The organism is Rhodococcus sp. PSi06 (assembly GCF_054960675.1).
Window position 1 is genome coordinate 202,216 of the sequence record NZ_JBHNYO010000009.1, and the last position, 21,333, is coordinate 223,548.

The 21,333-nt window shown below is 65.0% G+C and carries 21 protein-coding genes and 1 tRNA gene; 9 read left to right on the forward strand and 13 right to left on the reverse strand.

Annotated elements, in window-relative coordinates; all coding sequences use genetic code 11:
* Window position 1: 1 nt before the first annotated feature.
* Entirely contained in the window at window positions 2-1,021 is a 1,020-nt protein-coding gene (gene meaB, locus ACFI9K_RS13955; protein WP_462664027.1) for a methylmalonyl Co-A mutase-associated GTPase MeaB, read from the forward strand.
* Here the strand turns inward: meaB and ACFI9K_RS13960 are convergent.
* Window positions 998-2,065, reverse strand: a complete 1,068-nt coding sequence (locus ACFI9K_RS13960; RefSeq protein ID WP_462664028.1) for a nucleoside hydrolase — start codon at window positions 2,063-2,065, stop codon at window positions 998-1,000. The genes meaB and ACFI9K_RS13960 overlap by 24 nt on opposite strands.
* Window positions 2,062-2,532 (reverse strand): OsmC family protein, encoded by a 471-nt coding sequence (locus ACFI9K_RS13965; protein WP_462664029.1) that lies wholly within the window; start codon window positions 2,530-2,532, stop codon window positions 2,062-2,064. The genes ACFI9K_RS13960 and ACFI9K_RS13965 overlap by 4 nt, the downstream gene beginning before the upstream one ends.
* A gap of 200 nt (window positions 2,533-2,732) precedes the next feature.
* Here ACFI9K_RS13965 and proP point away from each other — a divergent pair, with 200 nt between their 5' ends.
* A complete protein-coding gene (gene proP / locus ACFI9K_RS13970) occupies window positions 2,733-4,247 on the forward strand; it encodes a glycine betaine/L-proline transporter ProP (protein WP_462664030.1) in 1,515 nt (504 codons plus the stop codon).
* A 66-nt stretch (window positions 4,248-4,313) separates the two neighbouring features.
* Here the strand turns inward: proP and ACFI9K_RS13975 are convergent, their stop codons facing one another.
* The 4 genes from ACFI9K_RS13975 to ACFI9K_RS13990 form a co-directional block, all read right to left on the reverse strand.
* Window positions 4,314-5,579 carry a saccharopine dehydrogenase family protein gene (locus ACFI9K_RS13975; RefSeq protein ID WP_462664031.1) on the reverse strand — a complete coding sequence of 422 codons (1,266 nt, stop codon included), beginning with the start codon at window positions 5,577-5,579 and terminating at the stop codon, window positions 4,314-4,316.
* Window positions 5,580-5,602: 23 nt separating this feature from the next.
* The gene (locus ACFI9K_RS13980) at window positions 5,603-7,099 is read right to left on the reverse strand and encodes a glutamate-cysteine ligase family protein (RefSeq protein WP_462664032.1); all 1,497 of its coding nucleotides are present in this window, start codon (window positions 7,097-7,099) and stop codon (window positions 5,603-5,605) included.
* Between the two features lie 126 nt (window positions 7,100-7,225).
* Window positions 7,226-8,689 carry an SDR family NAD(P)-dependent oxidoreductase gene (locus ACFI9K_RS13985; RefSeq protein ID WP_462664033.1) on the reverse strand — a complete coding sequence of 488 codons (1,464 nt, stop codon included), beginning with the start codon at window positions 8,687-8,689 and terminating at the stop codon, window positions 7,226-7,228.
* 145 nt (window positions 8,690-8,834) lie between these two features.
* Window positions 8,835-8,920: transfer RNA gene (locus ACFI9K_RS13990), tRNA-Leu, on the reverse strand.
* Between the two features lie 166 nt (window positions 8,921-9,086).
* Between ACFI9K_RS13990 and ACFI9K_RS13995 the strand changes: the two genes are divergently transcribed.
* Window positions 9,087-10,457, forward strand: coding sequence for a M20/M25/M40 family metallo-hydrolase (locus ACFI9K_RS13995; protein WP_462664034.1), 1,371 nt, complete (start codon window positions 9,087-9,089; stop codon window positions 10,455-10,457).
* Between the two features lie 16 nt (window positions 10,458-10,473).
* Window positions 10,474-11,001, forward strand: a complete 528-nt coding sequence (locus ACFI9K_RS14000; RefSeq protein WP_462664035.1) for a YbhB/YbcL family Raf kinase inhibitor-like protein — start codon at window positions 10,474-10,476, stop codon at window positions 10,999-11,001.
* Window positions 11,002-11,066: 65 nt separating this feature from the next.
* Here the strand turns inward: ACFI9K_RS14000 and ACFI9K_RS14005 are convergent, their stop codons facing one another.
* From ACFI9K_RS14005 to ACFI9K_RS14015, 3 genes are all read right to left on the reverse strand, one after another.
* Window positions 11,067-12,137: a quinone-dependent dihydroorotate dehydrogenase gene (locus ACFI9K_RS14005; protein WP_462664080.1), complete on the reverse strand. Its 1,071-nt coding sequence runs from the start codon at window positions 12,135-12,137 to the stop codon at window positions 11,067-11,069.
* Window positions 12,138-12,231: 94 nt separating this feature from the next.
* Window positions 12,232-12,453 (reverse strand): DUF5703 family protein, encoded by a 222-nt coding sequence (locus ACFI9K_RS14010; protein ID WP_397520447.1) that lies wholly within the window; start codon window positions 12,451-12,453, stop codon window positions 12,232-12,234.
* A 78-nt stretch (window positions 12,454-12,531) separates the two neighbouring features.
* Window positions 12,532-13,557, reverse strand: coding sequence for a YncE family protein (locus tag ACFI9K_RS14015; protein WP_462664036.1), 1,026 nt, complete (start codon window positions 13,555-13,557; stop codon window positions 12,532-12,534).
* A 159-nt stretch (window positions 13,558-13,716) separates the two neighbouring features.
* Between ACFI9K_RS14015 and ACFI9K_RS14020 the strand changes: the two genes are divergently transcribed.
* The gene (locus tag ACFI9K_RS14020; protein ID WP_462664037.1) at window positions 13,717-14,082 is read left to right on the forward strand and encodes a hypothetical protein; all 366 of its coding nucleotides are present in this window, start codon (window positions 13,717-13,719) and stop codon (window positions 14,080-14,082) included.
* Here the strand turns inward: ACFI9K_RS14020 and ACFI9K_RS14025 are convergent.
* The 4 genes from ACFI9K_RS14025 to ACFI9K_RS14040 all read right to left on the reverse strand — a co-directional run bounded on the left by ACFI9K_RS14025 (window position 14,057) and on the right by ACFI9K_RS14040 (window position 17,983).
* A complete protein-coding gene (locus ACFI9K_RS14025; protein WP_462664081.1) occupies window positions 14,057-14,917 on the reverse strand; it encodes a heme ABC transporter ATP-binding protein in 861 nt (286 codons plus the stop codon). The genes ACFI9K_RS14020 and ACFI9K_RS14025 overlap by 26 nt on opposite strands.
* On the reverse strand, window positions 14,917-15,984 hold the full coding sequence (locus ACFI9K_RS14030; RefSeq protein ID WP_462664038.1) for a FecCD family ABC transporter permease: 1,068 nt from the start codon (window positions 15,982-15,984) through the stop codon (window positions 14,917-14,919). Before ACFI9K_RS14030 ends, ACFI9K_RS14025 begins: the two co-directional genes overlap by 1 nt.
* Complete coding sequence (locus tag ACFI9K_RS14035; protein WP_462664082.1) at window positions 15,981-16,982, reverse strand: heme/hemin ABC transporter substrate-binding protein; 1,002 nt, start codon at window positions 16,980-16,982, stop codon at window positions 15,981-15,983. The genes ACFI9K_RS14030 and ACFI9K_RS14035 overlap by 4 nt, the downstream gene beginning before the upstream one ends.
* A gap of 68 nt (window positions 16,983-17,050) precedes the next feature.
* Window positions 17,051-17,983, reverse strand: coding sequence for an aldo/keto reductase (locus tag ACFI9K_RS14040; RefSeq protein ID WP_462664039.1), 933 nt, complete (start codon window positions 17,981-17,983; stop codon window positions 17,051-17,053).
* Between the two features lie 244 nt (window positions 17,984-18,227).
* On the opposite strand from ACFI9K_RS14040, the gene ACFI9K_RS14045 reads away from it, so the two are divergent.
* From ACFI9K_RS14045 to ACFI9K_RS14060, 4 genes are all read left to right on the forward strand, one after another.
* The gene (locus ACFI9K_RS14045; protein WP_462664083.1) at window positions 18,228-19,058 is read left to right on the forward strand and encodes an undecaprenyl-diphosphate phosphatase; all 831 of its coding nucleotides are present in this window, start codon (window positions 18,228-18,230) and stop codon (window positions 19,056-19,058) included.
* Window positions 19,059-19,083: 25 nt separating this feature from the next.
* A complete protein-coding gene (locus tag ACFI9K_RS14050; RefSeq protein WP_462664040.1) occupies window positions 19,084-19,791 on the forward strand; it encodes a histidine phosphatase family protein in 708 nt (235 codons plus the stop codon).
* Window positions 19,792-19,928: 137 nt separating this feature from the next.
* Window positions 19,929-20,519 carry a DUF3090 domain-containing protein gene (locus ACFI9K_RS14055; protein ID WP_462664041.1) on the forward strand — a complete coding sequence of 197 codons (591 nt, stop codon included), beginning with the start codon at window positions 19,929-19,931 and terminating at the stop codon, window positions 20,517-20,519.
* A gap of 35 nt (window positions 20,520-20,554) precedes the next feature.
* A complete protein-coding gene (locus tag ACFI9K_RS14060) occupies window positions 20,555-21,328 on the forward strand; it encodes an SCO1664 family protein (protein ID WP_462664084.1) in 774 nt (257 codons plus the stop codon).
* The last annotated feature ends 5 nt before the right edge of the window (window positions 21,329-21,333 follow it).

A 21,333-nucleotide genomic window follows, 5' to 3' on the forward strand; every position in this document is an offset into this window, starting at 1 on the left:
CATGGGTGCTGCGAACGACAACTCGAGTTCCTCGAACAGGGGCCGCACCATCGATATCGATGCAGTGGCCGAATCGGTCCGGGCCAACGAGCGTTCCGGTCTGGCCCGGGCGATCACATTGGTCGAGTCCACCCGAGCGGATCATCGGGACCTGGCGCAGCAATTGTTGCTCCGAGTCCTGCCCGACGCAGGTGGGTCCCACCGGGTGGGCATCACCGGAGTGCCGGGAGTGGGCAAATCGACGTTCATCGATGCGCTCGGAATGCGGTTGATCGAACAGGGCCATCGGGTCGCCGTGCTGGCGGTCGATCCGTCGTCGACCCGGACCGGTGGTTCGATCCTGGGTGACAAAACCCGTATGTCGCGTCTGGCGGTGCAGGAAAACGCGTACATCCGACCGTCGCCGACCTCGGGGACGCTCGGCGGAGTAGCCCGCGCGACCCGAGAGACGATCGTCCTGCTCGAGGCGGCCGGGTTCGATGTCATTCTCGTCGAGACGGTGGGCGTCGGGCAATCCGAGGTCACGGTGGCCAACATGGTCGACTGCTTCACGTTCCTGACGCTCGCGCGCACCGGTGATCAGCTGCAGGGCATCAAGAAGGGTGTCCTCGAGTTGGCCGATCTGGTGGCTGTCAACAAGGCCGACGGCAAGCATGCCACCGACGCGAAGAACGCGGCGCGTGAGTTGGCGGGCGCGCTGCGGCTGATCTACCCCCACGACGCCATCTGGAAGCCTCCGGTACTGACGATGAGCGCCATCGAAGGCACCGGACTCGACGAGTTCTGGAACACGGTGCTGCGTCACCAGCAAGTGCTCCGTGACGCAGGCGAATTCGCGGAGAAGCGTCGCAAGCAACAGGTCGACTGGACGTGGACGATGGTGAACGATCAGCTACTGCGTCGACTGGCGCAGAACTCCACCGTCAAGGCGATCCGCGGCGACGTCGAGGCGCGGGTGCGCGACGGCTCCCTGACCGCCGCGCTTGCCGCACAGGAACTACTCGACGCGTTCGATTCCTGAATCTGGTCCTTCTGCGGGGTAGAGCCGGGCGGCCAGAGCGCCGACGCGGTCGATCAAGCGATCGAAGAACGCCTCCGGGTCGGTGTGCGTCGCGATGGCAGCGTTGGCATCCCTGCCCCACATCCCACGCCAATCCGCCACTGTCGTTCCGCGAGTGAGGGTTCCGATCAGCTCGACATCCACGGTCGCGTGCCGGTAGGTGGCGATACTAGAATCCAGTGCGACCGCGGCCGCGAAGGGATCGTGCATGTGAGCCAGAAAGCCCTGATCGTGGTCGCGGTGGAATTCGAAGTAGAAGCGCACAGCGTCCGAGAAGTGGCGAACGATCGGGTTCGATGCGGTCGATCGTGCACCCGGCGCATCCGTCGACGAGATCAGTTCGGCCGGAACGCTTTCGGCGCGTTCACTCAGACGACGAATGTGCTCGGGTGTCATCTCGATGGTCTCGGTGATGTCGAGCGCGCAGACGATCGGTGCTCGCTCCGCGGGTAGTTCGGAGAAAGCAGCGAAGACCTCGGCGGCAGCCTCGGGGTCCACTGCGATGTTCCACTCGCTCGTCGGCGTCGTGTTGCCCTGGTGCTGGAATGCGCCACCCATCAACACCAATCGCTTCAGCAGTCGTGGCAGCTCGGGATCGCGGCGAAGTGCGAGAGCGAGATTGGTCAACGGACCGGTGACGAGACCGGTGATCTCACCCGGTCGCGATCGAACCAACTCGATCCACATCGTGGTGGCGTCGCGCTGCGAGAGTGCCCGCGTCGACACCGGCAGTTCCGCATAGCCGATGCCCTGCGGTCCGTGGGTGTCCTCGGTGGTCATCAGGGGTGCCACCAAGGGCACCTGAGCGCCCAGCGAGACCTCGATGTCGGCCGCGCCGCACAGATCGAGCCAGGCCAGGTTGTTCGCGGCGACCTGATTCACCGGCACGTTGCCTGCGGTGGACGCTATGCCCAGGATCTCGGCCTCCTCGCTGGCCAGCAGGTAGAGCAGTGCCAGCGAGTCGTCGATCCCGGTGTCGACGTCGACGATCATCGGTACGGTCATGCGTCCACCTGCGTTGTCGGATTGTGGCGGACCGGGAAGTTGACCGATCGGGCGATGAAGCACTTTGCGGCGGCGTCGGCGTGGAGTTCGTCCGCGCGGGTCACCATCGACGACTCGGCGACCGTCACCATCGGGCTCAGGGTTACCTCGACGAACTGCCCGGACCCGTCGGATTGCTCGGTCATCACGCCGATGGGGGAGTCGACGTAGCCGGTGACGATCACGTTCGACGCGGCAGCGAGTCCGAGGTACCACAGCATGTGGCAGCTCGACAGTGACGCCACGAGTAGTTCCTCGGGATTCCACCGCTCCGCATCGCCCCGAAAGCTCGGGTCGGAACTGGCCGAGAGATCGGGTTTACCGGGTGCCGTGACCAGATGATCGCGGTCGTATGCGGTTGCGTTCGCCGTTCCGCGTCCGCGATTACCGGTCCAGCTCACGGCGAGGGCGTAGTCGTGGGTTGGCATGAGTCCATCGTGCCAGGTGGCGGTGGGCCGTCATCGAGCACGTCGAGCCCGCCTGTCCGGATTGCGGTTATTGCACCGATTGTCAAGGTAGCGGCCAGAATTCGATCGACCGGCTCCTACCTGGGGGAATGTACTCGCTCGCTCATCTATGTCCGTTCGGCAGTTGTCCGCTGGTCATTGCGCTCGCTAACGTTGCTGCAATGACGGTTGCGCAAGATCCAGAATCGCCCGAGTCGTCACCCCAGATCCCGAAATGGGGCCAGCGCCACGTCCAGCGTCTGCGGCGTGACGCATTCTTCACACGTATGCGTCGGAAGCCCGCGATGTCGGAGGACAGCATCACGGTCGTCGACCAACCCATGCTCAAGCGCGCCGTGTCTGCAGCGGCGCTGGGCAACACGATGGAATGGTTCGACTTCGGTGTGTACGGCTATCTGGCCGCGACGCTGGGCAAGGTGTTCTACCCCGACGCGTCACCCGCGGTGCAGTTGCTCTCCACCTTCGCCACGTTCGCGGCAGCGTTCATCGTCCGGCCACTCGGTGGCCTCTTCTTCGGCCCCCTCGGCGACCGGATCGGACGCCAGAAGGTGTTGGCCGCCACCATGATCATGATGTCGATCGGCACCCTGGCCGTCGGCCTGATTCCCAGCTACGCCTCCATCGGAATCTGGGCTCCCATTTTGCTGCTCGTCGCCCGCCTGGTTCAGGGATTCTCCACCGGTGGTGAATACGGCGGTGCCACGACGTTCATCGCCGAATACTCACCCGACAAGCGTCGCGGTTTCCTCGGCAGCTGGCTCGACTTCGGAACCTTCGTCGGATATGCGATGGGGTCCGGACTGGTCACGATCTTGAATGCGGTACTGGGCGACGCCACGATGATCGAATGGGGCTGGCGCATACCGTTCTTCATCGCCGGGCCGATGGGAATCATCGGTTTGTACCTGCGCCTCAAGCTGGAGGACACCCCGGCCTTCCGCAAGCAACTCGACGAGCACGATTCCAAGGTCAAGGCACAGGAGACCGGCCGCAGCTCGATCGGGAAAATATTCACGGCCCATTGGAAAGCCCTGCTGATCTGTATGGGAATCGTGTTGCTGTACAACGTCACCAACTACATGGTGACCTCGTACCTGCCCACCTACTTCACCGAGGTCGTCGGTCGCAGCCAACTCAGTGCCGATCTGTTGGTCCTGTCCGCGATGGTCGTGGTCGTGTCCATCATCGTGGCCGTCGGACGGCTGACGGACAGAATCGGCCGCAAACCGGTATTCGTGTTCGGTGCGATCGGACAGATCGTGCTGGCCATTCCGTGCTTCCTCCTCATCCAGCAAACCGGGTGGATCGGACCTCTGGTCGCCTGTTTGCTGCTGGGAGTGGTGTTGGCGTGCTTCGCGGCGCCCAGTGCTTCGACGTTGCCTGCACTGTTTCCGACTCGGGTGCGCTATGCGGCACTGTCGATCGGGTTCAACCTGTCGGTGTCGATCTTCGGCGGCACCACGCCGCTGGTCACTTCGGCGCTGGTCAGCTCCACCGGCAGCAACATGATCCCGGCCTACTATCTGATCCTCAGCGGCGTCATCGGTCTGGTCGCCGTCGGGTTCCTGCGTGAGTCGGCGACCCAGCCGCTCGACGGATCGCCCCCACAGGTGGATTCGACCGAGGAAGCCAAGGAGCTGTACACCGAGGCGTCGGCGCTGACAGGACGGGGCTGACGGGACCGGGGCTGATGGGCCCGGTGCCGCGACCGGACGCGTGGTTGCGTCCGGTCGCTCCCTGAATCAGTTCCGCTTGGCCCAGATCTCCATGCCGGCTGCGTTGAGACGGTCGACGAGCACGTCGCCCATCGCGGTAGCAGGAGTGAGAACTCCGCTGGCCTTCGGCAGGGCGTCGCCGCCGAGAACCAGCGCGAGGGCCGACTCCGCGAGCATGATCGCCGTGGCCTTGTAGCCGGGGTCGCCCGACGCCTTCACCCGTGCCCGATACCGAGCGCCCGAGGTGGTCAGGGTGTACAGGTCGACGGTGAAATGCCCCTTCTCACGGGCCTTCTCGCTCGGTCCGGTTCCCGGTTTGGGCAAGATGCGGTCGAGAACCTTGCCCGGCAGCACGGTCATGGCGGACACGCCGACCAGCAATCCCGCCGAGATCGCTCCGGCGAGGACCGGGCTGGCGAACGACGACCCGACGCTCATCACTTCGCTGTAGCGGAACTGCTTGCCGTAGGCCCAGTCTCGAAGTGCGTTGCTACGCCGCACCACTCGCGTGTTGTACGAGGCCATCACGAACGGTGCCTTCCATCCGCGCAGGCTGGGGTCGATCTTTTTTCCGTCGACCAACACGGTGTCGAGTTGCCGGCCGAGCTGCGGCTCGAGACCTCGGTCCGGACTGAGCGAGTACGGTCGAGCGGCGATCCGGCGGGCCCGCTTGTCCTTTTTCATGGCCTCGATCTGGCCTCTCAGCGAGTCGACGGTACCGCCGCTGACACCGCCCGACATCGACGTGACCACGAGCGTCGTGTCGGTCAGTTCACCGGCGTTGTCCGCAGTCACCGCCTCGTAGAGAGCGTGGACTCCGATGTCGGACGGCACCGAGTCGAATCCGCACGAGTGGACGATCCTGGCCCCGGTGCGCTGCGCGATCTCGTGGTTGGTGTCGATGCTCTCGCGGGCGAAGAGCACCTCACCGGTGAGGTCGACATAGTCGGTTCCGGCTTCGGCGCACGCAGTTGCCAGCGGCAGGCCGTACTTGGCATACGGGCCGACCGTGGTGATGACGACGCGGGTCGATTCGGCCATGGCTCGCAGCGCAGCGGTATCCGCGGCGTCGGCTTCGATCACGGGCCAGTGCTGTGCGGTGGGACCTAATTCTTTTCGGGCTGCCTCGATACGGGAGGTGGACCTGCCTGCCAGTGCGATACGAGTGTCGGCGGGCGCGTGTTCGGCGAGGTACTTCGCCGTCAATTTCCCCACGAATCCGGTGACGCCGTAGACGACGATGTCGTGGGTGCGGTCGGGGCCTGCGGTGGAATCCGAATCAGACGTAGTCATGGTTACGACACTAACGCGAACCGTCAGTGCGTCCAGGTGTGCACCGGCTCTCCCGAGTCCATCCGGTCGACGTAGTCACCCAGCATCCCGGCGAGAGCCTGCCGGCGGTCATCGCCGGCGCGTTCACGGGCGACCACGGCGTGCCGCTGCCAACCCGACCCCGACTGCTTGGCCAGGCACCGTGCCTCGATGACGCCCAGATAGCGATCACGCACGGCAGAATCGACTCCGTACGCGGCGAGACCGGCCTCGGCCATCGGAAGCAACCGACGCAGTACCAGTTCCTGTGGACTCACCCAGCCGACCTCCGGCCAGTAGAGCATGGAATCGAACCCGCCGCGCGCTGCGGAGTGCACGTTCTCCTCGGCAGCATCGAACGACATCTGCGACCACAGCGGTCGATCGGCATCCGCCAGAGCCCGCACGGTGCCGTAATAGAACGCGGCATCGGCGAGAGTGTCGACGACTGACGGTCCGGCCGGCAGAACGCGGTTCTCGAGCCGAATGTGGTGCCCGTCGCCGGACCGATCGTAGATCGGCCGGTTCCACCGGTACACCGTTCCGTTGTGCATCCGCAGTTCCGAGAGCGACGGTGTATCACCCTGCGCCAGAGCGGCTTTCGGATCCTCGTCGCTGCATACCGGGAGCAGGGCCGGGAAGTAGCGAGAGTTCTCCTCGAACAGGTCGAAGATCGAGGTGATCCACCGTTCCCCGAACCACACTCGCGGGCGAACTCCCTGGTTCTTGAGCTCCTGCGGCCTCGTATCGGTGGCCTGCTCGAACAACGGAATGCGAGTCTCGAGCCACAGTGCACGCCCGGCGAGGAACGGCGAGTTCGCGGCGAGAGCCACCTGCACCCCCGACAATGCCTGCGCTGCATTCCAATACGACGCGAACTCGTCGGGGGCAACTTGCAGGTGCAGTTGAACAGAGGTGCACGCCGCCTCGGGCAAAATGGTGTCGGTCACGATATCGAGATCTTCTGCAGCCGCGGCCCCGGGCAGACGAACGCCCGCGATCTTGAGCTCGATGTCCTCGCCGCGGGCAGCGAAGATCTGCTGGTTCAGTAGGTCGTATCGCGGATTCGCCGACAGCCATCGATGCTCGAAGTGTTCCTTCGTCAGCGTCGGGAGCATGCCGATCATGGCAAGACGGCTGCCCGACGTGCGCGCGCGTTCGTCCGCTGCGTTCAGCGAGCGTCGTAGATCGGTTTCCAGTTCCGCGATGGAACCACCTCGCAACGGCCGAGGATCTACGTTGATCTCGATGTTGAACTGGCCGAGCTCGGTCTGATAGTCGGGATCGGCGATGGCGTCGAGCACGGCCGCGTTGGCCATCGAGGGTGCCATGTCCTCGTCGACGAGATTGAGCTCGATCTCCATGCCGATCTGCGGCTCGCCGACGTGGAAGGTTTCGTCGGCCAGCATTATCGCCAGGGCATCGAGACAGTCCTGAACTTTCTGTCGAAACTCGTGCCGATCCTGCCTGGTGAACTTACGACGCTCGACGTCCTCGCCCATGGTGCCCGCCTATCGGTGCGTCTGAATGGCCGTCCGCTGACGCGAAACAGCTTCGGCCTTCGAGTATCGCAGCCCGCATCGGCGCGGGGGGACGCACGCGAGGATCGTGTGTCGGGCGAGACCACATCACCAGGGCGACGGCTGGTAATCCTTGAGGAACGCGCCGTACAGATCGGTTCCGAGTTCACCCTGCACGATCGGGTCGTACACCCGAGCCGCACCGTCCACCAGATCGAGTGGAGCGTGGAATCCCTCGTCGGCAAGCCGCATCTTGGTGGGATGAGGACGCTCGTCGGTGATCCAGCCGGTGTCGACGGCAGTCATCAGAATTCCGCTGGCCGACATCTCTTTCGCGCTGGTACGCGTCAGCATGTTCAGAGCCGCCTTGGCCATGTTCGTGTGGGGGTGCCCGGCGCCCTTGTACGCGCGCCCGAACTGCCCTTCCATGGCCGAGACGTTCACCACGTACTTGCGCCGTGCCGCCGAGGCCTCCATTGCTCCGCGTAGACGCGAGACCAGGATGAACGGGGCAACGGAATTGCACAGCTGCACTTCGAGCAGCTCCACCGGGTCGACCTGTTCGACGGTGTGGATCCAACTGTTGGTCTCGGCGAGATCGGGCACCAGACCACCGGCGTCGATCGCCAGTCCGTTCTCGATACGCTCGGCCGTCACCGAACCCGCGACCATGGCCAGGGATGCGACGTCGTCCGCACTCAAAGTCGCCGAGACCTGCTGACCACCGATCGCCGTGGCCGGCAACGAACTGGCCAACGACGCTGGATGGGCATCGCTGGTCTTGCCGAACGTGATCCGTTCCGGCCCGGCACCGTTGGTCAGTGCCGCGGGTAGCGGTTCGGCTTCGGCGTCGGCCAGCGCGCTGTACGAGCCGGGGGAGCGCTTGACGGTTTGTGCAGCGTTGTTGATGAGAATGTCGAGCGGTCCCTCGGCCGCCACCGAATCCGCAAGAGCGACAACCTGTGCCGGATCTCGTAGGTCGATACCGACGACGCGCAGACGATGGAGCCATTGGTCACTGTCGTCCATCGCGGCGAATCGCCGCACCGCATCGTTGGGGAAGCGGGTGGTGATGGTCGTGTGGGCACCGTCGCGCAGCAGTCGAAGCGCGATGTACATCCCGATCTTCGCTCGGCCACCGGTCAACAGTGCACGTCGTCCCGACAGGTCGGTCCGAGCGTTGCGCTTACCGCGGTTGAGGGCCGCGCACTCGGGGCACAGCTGGTGATAGAACGAATCGACATCGGTGTATCGCTGCTTGCAGATGTAGCAGGGGCGAGCCTTGATCAAGGTGCCTGCGATGTCACCCTCGGCGCGCGAGGTGAGCGACAGACCCGCGGTCTCGTCGTCGATGCGGTCGGGCGATCCGGTTGCGGTGGCCGCGACGACGGCACGGTCGGCGGCGTTGACGGCATTGCGCGCGGCGACGCGTCGAGCACGCTTGAGATCTTTGAACATCGCCCCGGATGCACGTTGGACCGCAATGGAATCAGGATGATTCTTGTCCAGCTCTGCGGCCTGCTGCAGCACCCGCAGGCACGTCTGAAGATCGGTCCGGTCGATCGAGTCCATCGTCAGTCTCCTAGCGTCTGCCCCGTCGAGCCGAACGAAGCGAGTGAACAACGAAAAAGACCCCGATTCCGAAGAATCAGGGTCCGTTTCGTCTGTCTCAACTCAGATCTTTGAAAAATCTTGTCTGACTACATCTTTCAGACGGTGTCCGAGGGGGGACTTGAACCCCCACGTCCGTTAATAGGACACTAGCACCTCAAGCTAGCGCGTCTGCCATTCCGCCACTCGGACCTGCGCGACTGGTGTCGCATGTTTTCGGCTTGCTTTCACAGCCGGCCGCTGTGCGCTGCGTAAGATTATCCGACGGGTTCCCGATAACCCAAATCCGCACGTCAGTTCATGCCTGAAGCCAATCGGTGTGATGCCCGCGGCCGATTCTGGTGGTAGGAACAACGGTGTGCCCAACGAAGTGAGCAACCCCGGACATCGCACCCCTGACAACCCCACCGTCGCCCTCGACGAAGTCGTGGATCTGGTCAGTTCCCTCATTCGGTTCGACACGTCGAACACCGGAGAACTCGAGACCACGGTCGGCGAGAAGGAATGCGCCGAGTGGGTGGCGAGCAAGCTCGAGGAGGTGGGGTACGAGACCGAGTACGTCGAATCCGGCGCTCCGGGTCGCGGCAACGTGTTCGCCTGGCTGCGCGGAGCAGACTCCTCGCGCGGTGCCCTGTTGGTGCACGGTCATTTGGACGTCGTGCCGGCCGAGCCGGCCGACTGGAGTGTGCATCCGTTTTCCGGTGCCGTCGAGGACGGGTACGTCTGGGGTCGTGGTGCGGTCGACATGAAGGACATGGTCGGCATGGCACTGGCGCTGGCTCGCCAGTTCAAGTCGAACGGCACGGTTCCGCCCCGCGACATCCTGTTCGCGTTTCTCGCCGACGAGGAGGCGGGCGGCAAGTACGGATCGCACTGGCTGGTCGACAATCGCCCCGATCTGTTCGAGGGCGTCACCGAGGCAGTCGGGGAGGTCGGCGGATTCTCGTTGACGGTCGCTCGGCCGGACGGTACCGAGAAGCGGTTGTACATGGTCGAGACCGCAGAGAAGAGCCTGGCGTGGATGCGGCTCACCGCGAAGGCTCGGGCCGGCCACGGATCGTTCCTGCACGAGGACAATGCCGTGACGTATCTTGCCGAGGCCGTGGCGAAACTGGGCAATCACACGTTCCCGTTGGTCCTCACCGAATCGGTGTCCCAGTTCCTGGCCGCGGTGTCCGAGGAATCCGGACTGGACTTCGACCCCACGTCGCCGGATCTCGACGGCACCTTGCTCAAGCTCGGCAGCATCGCCCGAATCGTCGGGGCCACCCTGCGCGATACCGCGAACCCCACGATGCTCTCGGCCGGCTACAAGGCCAATGTGATTCCGCAGACGGCGACCGCCGTGGTGGACTGCCGGGTACTGCCCGGACGGCAGGCAGCGTTCGAGAAGGAAGTCGACGACTTGATCGGCCCGAACGTCGAGCGCGAGTGGATCACCAAGCTCGAACCGTACGAGACCACGTTCGACGGTGATCTCGTGGACGCGATGAACGAGGCGGTCCTCGCGCACGATCCGAACGGTCGAACCGTGCCCTACATGCTCTCGGGCGGTACGGATGCGAAAGCGTTCGCGCGCATAGGGATTCGGTGCTTCGGATTCGCTCCGTTGAAGCTCCCGCCGGAACTGGATTTCGCGGCGTTGTTTCACGGCATCGACGAACGAGTACCCGTGGAGTCGTTGGAGTTCGGTACACAGGTACTCGAACACTTCTTGATGCACAGCTGACACGAAAGGAAACACCGTGGCGTACAACCCATACGATTCGCTTCCGGACCTACCGTCCTTCGAGTTGACCTCCGAGGACGTCGAGGACGGCCAGACGTTGGCCGCTCAGCAGGTCAGCGGGATCATGGGAGCCGGTGGGCACGACAACTCCCCGCAGCTGTCCTGGTCCGGCTTTCCCGAGGGCACCAAGAGCTTCGCTGTCACCGTCTACGACCCCGACGCACCCACGGCGTCCGGGTTCTGGCACTGGGCAGTGGCGAACATCCCCGTGGGGACGACGTCGTTGGTCTCGGGTGCGGGCGACGACGGCGGAACGGGAGTGCCCAGCACAGCGGTGACGCTGAAGAACGACGCGGGCCTTTTCCGGTACATCGGTGCAGCGCCGCCTGCCGGTCACGGACCGCATCGCTACTTCATCGCGGTCCATGCAGTGGACGTCGAGCGTCTCGAAGTGGACGAGACGGCGACCCCCGCCTACCTCGGGTTCAATCTGTTCTCGCACGCCATCGGCCGTGCGGTCATCACCGGAATCTACGAGGCCTGAGCTCGATTCGGTCGTGCGCGTTGTGCGTGGCTCCGGCTACGCGCAACGCGCGCCCAAATCGGCTCTCAGAGCTTGTTCGCCGAACCCACCGCGTCTGCGATGGTGGTGAACCCGTTCTCCCTCAGTCGCGCCGACAGCCCCCGATGAATGCCCTTGATCCAGAGCGGACCGCCGTAGATGAAGCCGGTGTAACCCTGGACCAGTGAAGCGCCGGCGGTGATGCGCTCCCACGCTTGCGACTCCGTTTCGATCCCGCCGACCGAGATCAGGGCCAGTCGGTTCCCGACGCGTCGGTACAGACGCCGCAACACCTCGAGCGATCGGTCCGCCAACGGTGCGCCGGACAGTCCGCCTGCTCCCATTCCGGCGACCAGCTCTGCGTCGGTCCGAAGGCCCGCGCGGGAGATCGTCGTGTTCGTGGCGACGATGCCGTCGAGACCGAGCTCGACGGCCAGATCGGCGACGGCGTCGATGTCCTCGTCGGAGAGGTCTGGGGCAATCTTGACCAGCACCGGCACCGTCACCACCGATTGCACCGCGACCAGAATCGGCCGCAGAGACTCGACGGCTTGAAGGTCCCGCAGGCCAGGGGTGTTGGGGGAGCTGACGTTGACGACGACGAAATCCGCCAAGGGCCCGAGGAGCTCGGCGCTGGCCGTGTAGTCCGCGGCAGCACCGGCCGGATCGACGATCTTCGTCTTGCCGATGTTGGCCCCGATGGGTATCCGCGTGCGCCTGGAACGCACTCGGTCGGCTGCGTGTGCGGCACCGTGGTTGTTGAAGCCCATACGGTTGACGATGGCGCGATCGAGGGGCAACCGGAACAGTCGCGGCGTGGGATTGCCGGGCTGGCCCTGCGCAGTCACGGTGCCGATCTCGGCAAACCCGAACCCGACGGGTTCCCAGGCGTCGACGCCGTCGGCATTCTTGTCGAACCCGGCCGCCAGACCCAGAGGAGCCGGGAAGTCGACGCCGAACACGGTCGTACGAAGCCGCGGGTCCCGGACGACGAACAGCTTCTCGGCCAGGACGCGAAGGGGCGGAATCACCGCAACCGCGCGCAGCACTCCGAAGGCAAGATGGTGTATCCGCTCCGGGGGCACGAGGAACATCAGGCGCAACAGGGCGCGGTACAGGCGGTCTCCCACGGTTCTTCTTTCCGATCGATCCGGCTCGGCAGACATGCCGATGTACACCTTCTACTGGGGTCGAACAGTACTGCCGAGTCGATCAGATTCCGGGCTCCGGGACGTGATGCGCAGTCTTCTTGCGCTTGAGCAGTACCCGCCTGCTGCCGTCGGTGTACAGGCGAACCCGCGACAATTCCCAGCCACCGAACTCGGCCTGGATCGCCAGTCGCATCGACGCCGTGACCCGGGTGACATCCGGGGGCAACCGAAGCGGAACGTACTCCCAATCGTCGGAGGGCGATACTTCCCATCCGACGGGCATCTTGGCTCTGCCCGGCTTCGAGCTCTCGTGAGCGTTCACGTGCCTCCTCTGCTTACTCCAGGGTCGTTCCTGCCCGGATCAACGACCTGCGGAAGGAATTCGCTGCAGCCCGTCACCGGTTGCCGATCCGATGTACAGGTCACCCGTATTTTGGTCGACGGCGATCGAATTCGGCTGCCGCACAGTTGCCAACCGCTGTGTCTCGACCGGAATTCCGGTATCGAGTGTGTATCCGACCACTTCGTTGAGGGCGGGCAGAGTCACCCACGCGACGCCGGACTGTTCATCGTATGCGATCGCCCAGGGCTGCGACCCGACCGGAAACCGCTGACGCATCAGCAGGTCGTGCGAGGTGAAGACGAGCAACTCCGTGCCGGTCGAATCGGTGACCAGGAGTCGGCCGAATTCGTCGCTGGTCATGCCGGCAGCACCTTCGCCGGCCCGCAGCGCGACGCCGAGGGTGCCGTCGTCGAGATCGAGATCGGTCACCGATGTCTGCCTGCGATCGAGAACCGAGACGCCTTTCGGCGTACTGGCCAACGCGTCGGCCGAGGTGACGCTTCCCCCGGATACCGTTCCGGTCACCTGTCCACTCGCGTCGAGGAGTGAGATCGTGCCGGTGTCGTCGCCGACGGCCGTCGTACCGTCGGGCAAGTCGGCCGCCGACAGGGCATTCGATTCCAGGGCCAGATCGGTACGCTTCCCGTCCGCGATATCGATCCGTGCGAGCGAGCCGTTCATGGGTACCAGGACGCTCGAATCCCGCCCCGCTACCAGTTGCGCCCCAGCCGAGCCCAAGGCGATCACTTGCGGCTCGGTCGACGCGCCCTCGCGCAACAAGCTCACCGAGGTGGAGGAGTCGGTCAGCGCCGCGAGCGTGCGATCGACGGGGTCGTAGACGAGCCCGCTGACGGGCGCGAAGTCGGTGACGTCGCCGGCCGGGGTCTCGGTTGTCGCGGGGGACTGGGCCGGTGGCAACGGTTCGACGGATATCTCGTCGGCATTCTCGTCGTCGCTCGAGCACCCACTTGCCGACATCATTGTGACCACGGCGAGCGCGGATGCAACTGCCACTCGAACCGTACGAGCCGACGGTGTTCGCATGGAACCGAACCTACTTCCTTGGTGACGCTGCCCTGTTGTGGCGATGCCACATCTGTACCAGCGTGCGTCGATCTCGGCGAAATCGACGGCGTCGGATCGGGTGACGAGCGGCGGTGCCGGGACAAGCGGTAGCGTGATCGTCCGAGGGGAGTACACGACATGGGAGTGGACGTGGAATCCGAGGAAGCACACTTCGTCGTCGAGGAAGTGAATGCCGGAACGCATGCGAACGGTTTCGGCCGGACCGACGACGGTCGCGCGTTCGCGTTTCGAGTGCATCGCAGCACGTTGTACGTGGCGATCTACCGGGCCGACATGCAATCCCCGGTACCCGACCCGTCCGAGGTCGACGCTGTTGCCGAACACTCGGTCACCGAGGTCGATCTGACCGACGAACGCAGCATCGTCGGGGTGGTTCGTGACGCGGTTGCACATGCACAGCAGTTGTCCGATGCATCACAGCGCGATACGACGGCCGTCCGAGCCTTCCTCAGTCGGGTCAATTCCGTGTTGGAAGGTTTCTGACTCGACGGGGAACCACCAGTTGCTCACCGGTGTCGGGGTGGTCGAAGACGTCGACGGGGTGGCGGTACACGGCGGCGAGTCCGGCTGCGGTCAGCACCTCTCGCGGCGGACCCAGGGCAACCAGTGAACCCGAGTCCAGTATTGCGACGCGATCGGCGTATGCCGCTGCGAGAGTCAGATCGTGCAACACGACGACGACGGCTCGGCCCTGCGCCGCGAGTGAGCGCACCACCGCCATGACGGACTCCTGATGTCCGAGGTCGAGTGCGGCGGTGGGTTCGTCCAGCAGGATCGTGGCGGTGTCCTGAGCGATGACCCGAGCCAACGCAACTCGCGCCTGTTCGCCACCGGACAACGATGCGAACGGCCGATGCGCGAAGCCCGAGACGTCGCAGGACGCCAGTGCAGATTCGACCCGAGCATCGTCGTTGCGCGCCTCGTACGTTCCCGCCCACGGGGCTCGGCCCATACGAACCACCTGACCGGCCGTGAACGCGAACCCGACAGTGTGGTGCTGCGGCAGTACCGCGCGTCGTCTGGCCAGATCGACGGACCGGTACGGCCGGCGTTCGTGTGGGTTGGACGACTCCGACGTCATCACCACCGATCCGGTTGCGGGCTGGGTGTCACCCGACAGGATGGAGAGCAACGTCGACTTTCCTGCGCCGTTGGGTCCGACGAGCACCAGGATTTCACCGGCGACGACATCGAGATCGATGTCGGCGAGCACCGTTCTCTCGCCCAGTCGCGCGCTGACCCCGCGAACGAGAATCGTGGTGGAGCCCGGCATCGGGGCATCGGGAACCTCGTTGTGCGACCTGCCGAACCGCCGCATCACGCCCATCCACCTTGGCGAGCGCGCGTGCGTCGAAGCAGCCAGAAGAAGAACGGTGCCCCGGTCAGGGAGGTCACCATGCCGAGCGGCAGGTCAACGTTCGCGACGAGGGTGCGCGTGACGAGGTCGGCACCGAGCAACACCACGGCACCCGCGAGCGCGCTGGCCGGAATGAGGATGCGGTGCGCCGGGCCCAGCATCATGCGCATCGCATGCGGAACGACCAGGCCCACGAACAGAATGATTCCGGTGAACGCGACACCCGAGGCGACGAGCACGGCAACGATCACGATGGCGAACTGACGGAGACGTTCGACGTTCACGCCGAGATGACGCGCGACATTCTCCCCGAGCGCCAACAGATCGAGTCGGCGAGCGATCACCATCGACGCCCCGATTCCGAGCACCGCCAGTGGGGCGACCACAGCCACCGATTGCCACGTTGCACCCGCGAGAGACCCGAGTTGCCAGAACACGATCTGATCCCTGGCGGCGGGACTGGCGACGAAGGTGAAGAATGCGATCACCCCGCCGGCGAAGGCGTTGACCGCGACTCCGGTGAGAATGAGGGTGACCACTTCGGTGCGGCCCGCGTTGCGCGCCAGCAGATACACCGCGATCGTGGTGATCAATCCGCCGACGAACGCGGCCGATGCCACACTCCAGACCCCGGCGAAGCTGCCGCCGAGGACGATGACCGAACTGGCACCGACGGCTGCTCCCGAGGACACCCCCACGACACCGGGCTCGGCCAACGGATTTGCGAACACACCCTGCAGCAGGGCGCCCGCGCACCCGAGACACGCGCCGACGAACACCGCGAGGGTCAATCGTGGAAAGCGGACCTGCCACAGCGTCACCTCCCCGCTGGGATGAGCGGGTAGCGGTCCGATGTCGAGTCCGGCTCGATGGGCGAGACTGCCCAGGACTTCCCACGGCGAGGTCGGCACTTGGCCGACGACGGCCGAGATCAGCGCCAGAGCAATCAGCAGTACGACCGCTGCGCCGAACGTCGCGACGACCCTGCTCGCTTTCGTCCGAGCTCCGGCCGGTGCGGTCTCGGTCATGACGGCGGGTCGTAGACGGCTCCGGCCAACGCCCGCAGTACTTTGCCGGTATTCGGGCCGAAACTGAGAACTGTGCCGTCGTCCATGTCCACCACGCGGCGTTCTCGACCGGCCGGCGTCTGTGCAATACCTGGAATCTGCACCAGTCCATCGATACCGCCGATGGATTGGAGGCCTTTCGTCATCATCAGAATCACGTCGGGTGCCGCAGCGATCAGCGCCTCGCTCGTCACCGGCACGAACTGCTCGGTCAGACCGGATTCGACACCGGCGTCTCTCGCTCCGAGAGCCTCGATCAACGCGTCCGCACCCGAGCCGGGTCCGGCGAGCATCTTGATCGCCGGACCGCGCATGTACAGAAACGCGATCTTCGGCGCTACGCCCGGTGTCGGTGCGTCGTCGGTCGCTGCCGCGATCTCGGTCTTCGTCCGTTCGGCGAGGGCGCGTCCGGCGTCGGACACCCCCAACGCTGCTGCCACTGCTTCGATCTGGGTTGTCACGCCGGCCAACGTACGGGTGGGGTCGAAGTACACGACGGGAATTCCTGCAGCACGGATCTGGTCCTGTACTGCGCGCGGACCGATGCTGGTGTCGGTGAGTACGACGGTGGGCGCGAGCTCCAGAATTCCCTCGGCACTCAACGAGTGACCGGTGGGAGTGACATCGGGTACGTCCTGCGCCGCGGGAAACGCCGCCGAGGTGTCACGTCCGACCAGATTGTCGCCGAGCCCGAGGGCGAAGACCGTCTCGGCCAGCGTGCCGTACTGATCGGCAGCGACGATGCGGCTGTTGTCCGTCACCGTGACGGCGACACCGTCGAAACCGGTCACGGTGACAGGTAGCACCGCAGCCGGGTTGTCGGCGACAGGTTCCGGATCGGGGTCGTCGACGACGGCGGTGCGGGGACCGATGGTGCCGCTGGAGGTCTCGGGCATAGTTGCCGAGCAGGCAACCGACACTGCGGCGACGACGAGCACGACCGCGAGGCGTTCGACAATCACCACCGAAGGTTAGCCTGTCCGATGTTCAGGCCGCTCGGGGTTGGGTGTCGGACCGATTCGGATGTTCAGGCACTGACGTCGTCGAGCGCGGATGCGATCGCCGACGGCAGTTCGAGTTCCTCGGCCATCAAGGCACCCATCAATTGGGCGAGGTCGCGGGCGCCGACGATAGCGCTGCTCACGCCCGGGCGATCTCGAGCCCACGCGAGTGCGACGACCAGGGGAGAGGTCGCGAGCCCGTCGGCAGCGGTGACGGCAGCATCGACGATGCTGACAGCTGAATCGGTCAGGTAGGACAGCACGGACTCGGCGTGCAGCTCGTCGGCACCGCGGGAGTCGGCGGGAATTCCGTTGCGGTACTTACCTGTCAGCACGCCACCCGCGAGGGGAATCGCCGCCAGCACGCCGATGCCGTGGTGATGTGCGGCGGGAACCAGCTCGTCCTCGATCCCGCGGGCCAGCAGGGAATACTCGGCCTGGGTGGCCACGATCCGGCCGGTATCGGCGGCCCCCGCGGCCGTCGCCAGTTGCCAACCGAGGTAGCCACGGGCACCGGTGTAGCGCACCCGTCCGCTGGTGACGGCGTAATCGAGCGTGGCAGCGACCTCGTCGACCGGCGTCATCGGGTCCCAGGCCGCCACCTGCCACAAGTCGAGATAGTCCGTTCCGAGTTCGCGCAGCGTGGCGTCCAGCTGCCCGAGGAGTCCTCGCCTGGAGCAGTCGACGTGGTACCGGCCGTGGCGCGGGCTCAGCCCCGCTGCACTGCTGATCACCAGTTCGTGCCGGGGAACCACATCGTCGAGCAACTCGGCGAGTACCCGTTGCGCGCGGCCGTCACCGTACGCCGGGGAGGTGTCGACCAAGGTGCCACCGGCCTCGGCAAATGCCGACAACTGTGCTGCAGCATCGTCACCGTCGGTTCCACTGCCCCATCCGAGAGTGCCGAGCCCCAGCCGGGAGACTCGAAGGCCGCTGGTGCCGACCGATCTCTGCTTCATATGTGCCGAACGTCCTTCTGCGATTGATCGTCGGTGTCCAACTGCACTGCCGCCAGTGCACAGTAGTGCGCCGCGCCGCAGTCTGCGAAAGTGCCGCGCCGCGTCGTTCGGCTCGGTACCAACCGGTCGCGCCGGGTACGGTCGTGCGCGTGAATCGCGAATTCAGGGCGCGGGCCGTCGGCCGCCTATCGGTAGGGAACAGTTCGTCTACACCGATCGCGGAGGGTGACGCCTCGTGATCGACATGACGTGGCTGCAGGCGATCATCCTCGGTGCCGTGCAGGGCCTGACGGAATTTCTCCCCATTTCCTCGTCGGGCCACCTTCGCATCGTGTCCGGAGTGTTCTGGAACGAGGACGCCGGTGCCTCGTTCACCGCGGTGACGCAACTGGGTACCGAAGCTGCTGTGCTGCTGTTCTTCTGGCGCGACATCGTCAGAATCATCAGGGCCTGGTTCGTCGGATTGACGAAGAAGGACCGACGCGGACTCGATTATCGGATGGGGTGGTACGTGATCATCGCCACCATTCCCATCGGGGTTCTGGGGTTGCTCTTCAAGGATCAGATCCGCACCGGTGCTCGAAACCTGTATCTCATCGCATTCATGCTCATCGCGTTCGCCATCGTCATCGCGGTCGCGGAGAAGGTCGGCCGGAAGGAACGTCCGATCGAGAAGCTGACCACCCGCGACGGCATAGTCATGGGCCTGGCGCAGTGCCTGGCGTTGATCCCGGGGGTGTCCCGCTCCGGCGCAACGACGAGCGCCGGGCTGTTCCTCGGCCTCGAACGCGAAGCAGCAGTGCGGTTTTCGTTCCTGCTCGCGATTCCTGCGGTCACCGCGTCCGGATTGTTCTCGCTGCCCGACGCCTTCGAGCCGGTCGGTACCGGCCTGGCCGCATCGGGCCCGCAGTTGCTGGTGGCCACGATCATCGCCTTCGGCCTCGGGTATGCCTCGATTGCCTGGCTGCTCAAGTTCGTCGCGAACCATTCGCTGTACTGGTTCGTCGGGTACCGCATCGTTCTCGGAGTGGTAGTGCTCGGTTTGTTGGCGGGCGGGGTCGTATCCGCTACGTGAAGCCCTCCTCGTTAGGCTCGGTCCAATGACAGTCATCTTGCTCCGGCACGGTCGCTCGACGTCGAACACTGCGGGCACGCTCGCGGGTCGGAGCGAAGGGGTGGAGCTCGACGACCGCGGCCGCGAGCAGGCCCAGGCGGTTGCGGAGCGGCTCGGGGAGCTGCCGATCGTGGATATCGTGCGCTCTCCGTTGGTGCGGTGCGCGCAGACCGTGGAACCGCTGGCCGCGCGGTTGGGGTTGACGCCGACGGTCGAGGACAGAATCGTCGAGGTCGATTACGGGCAGTGGACCGGCCGGACCATCAAGGAATTGCTGGCCGAGCCGTTGTGGAAGGTGGTTCAGCAGCATCCATCGGCGGCTGTCTTCCCCGAGGGTGAAGGCCTGGCGACGGTACAGCAGCGCGCAGTGCAGGCGGTGCGCGAGCACGATGCCCGCTTGGCCGCGCAGCACGGCAGAGACGTGCTGTGGGTCGCGTGCTCGCACGGCGATGTGATCAAGTCGGTGATCTCGGACGCGATGGGTGCCCATCTGGATTCGTTCCAGCGCATCGTCGCCGACCCGGCATCGATCAGCGTCGTGCGCTACACCTCGACGCGGCCGTTCGTGCTGCGGACCAACGACACCGGGTCGGATCTGAGTGGATTCGTTCCCAAGGCAGAGGAGCCGAGCTCGTCCGAATCCGATGTTTCGAGCTCGTCCGACGCGGTCGTCGGCGGCGGAGCGGGCAGCTAGGGCGGTCGATTCGGCACGGGAGCACAGATCGGTGGCAGGCTGGAGTGCACGCAATACCGTCCGTGGTCGATATCTGACCGATAATGAAGGTTCCGCGATTTGTTTCGCGTAGCTGTTTTCAGTCGTTAGGAGGTGCAATGCCGCGCGCAATACACGTTTTCCGCACCCCTGATCGTTTCGTTGCCGGGACCGTTGGTGAACCGGGCGACCGAACGTTCTTTCTGCAGGCGGTGCACGACGCCCGAGTGGTGTCGGTCGCATTGGAGAAGCAGCAGGTGCAGGTCCTGGCCGACCGGGTGGGACTTCTGCTCGAAGAAGTGCACCGCAGATTCGGAGCCGATGTACCGGCCGAGGAGACGGAGGCGGTCGACACCAGCCCGCTGCTGACTCCGATCGACACCGAGTTCAGGGTCGGCACCATGGGGCTGGGCTGGGACGCCGACGCCAATGCTGTCGTAGTGGAACTGTTGGCTGTCAGTGAGGTCGAGGTGGACGAGTCGGTCGTCCTCGACGACACCGACGAAGGCCCCGATGCCGTCCGCGTGTTCCTGACCCCGGTTCAGGCTCGCGAATTCGCTGTCCGATCCGAACGTGTGATCGCAGCCGGTCGAGCTCCGTGTCCGTTGTGCGGTCAGCCACTGGCACCCGAGGGGCACGTCTGCATCAGAACCAACGGATATCGCCGCGGCGCGACGTTCGGCCCGGTGACCGAGGTCGACGAGTCTTGACCGTCGACCTGCCTCCCTTCGAGGGTCGCGAAACCATGGAGACCGGCGAGCTCACGATCGTGGGTCGGGTGGTGTCGGCAAGCAACGCCACGCTGGTCTGCGAGGCAGGCGAGGGTGATGCCGCCGTCCGATGCGTCTACAAGCCCGTGCGTGGGGAAGTGCCGCTCTGGGACTTTCCCGACGGCACCTTGGCCGGTCGTGAGGTCGCGTCCTACGAGGTCTCCGAGGCACTCGGCTGGGGTGTGATACCGCCGACGATTCTGCGAGACGGGCCGTTCGGACCCGGAATGGTGCAGAAATGGATCGACACGCCCGAGGTGCACGCCGAGGGCCGGATCGACCTCGTCGACATCTGTCGACCCGACCTCGTGCCGACCGGATGGATTCCGGTGCTGCAGGCGTACGACGGCGACGGAGAAGAGATCTCGCTGATTCACGCCGACGATCCTCGGCTGCAACGCATGGCGGTACTCGACGTGATCCTCAACAACGCCGATCGCAAGGGCGGTCACGCGCTCGAAGGTCTCGACGGATATGTGTACGGAGTCGATCACGGCATTTGCCTGCACTCCGAGAACAAGCTGCGCACCGTGCTGTGGGGATGGGCCGGCCAGGCGGTGGACGATGCGTTGATGGCCGATGTGGTGCGATTCGTCGAGACGTTCGATACCGTCATCGCACCGAAATTGGCCGACAAGATCACCCTGGCAGAAACGGTCGCGGTCCTCGATCGGGCGCAAGCACTGATTGCGCGACCGGTCATGCCGGAGCCACGTTCGAGCAGACCGATACCCTGGCCCGCCTTCTGATCGGG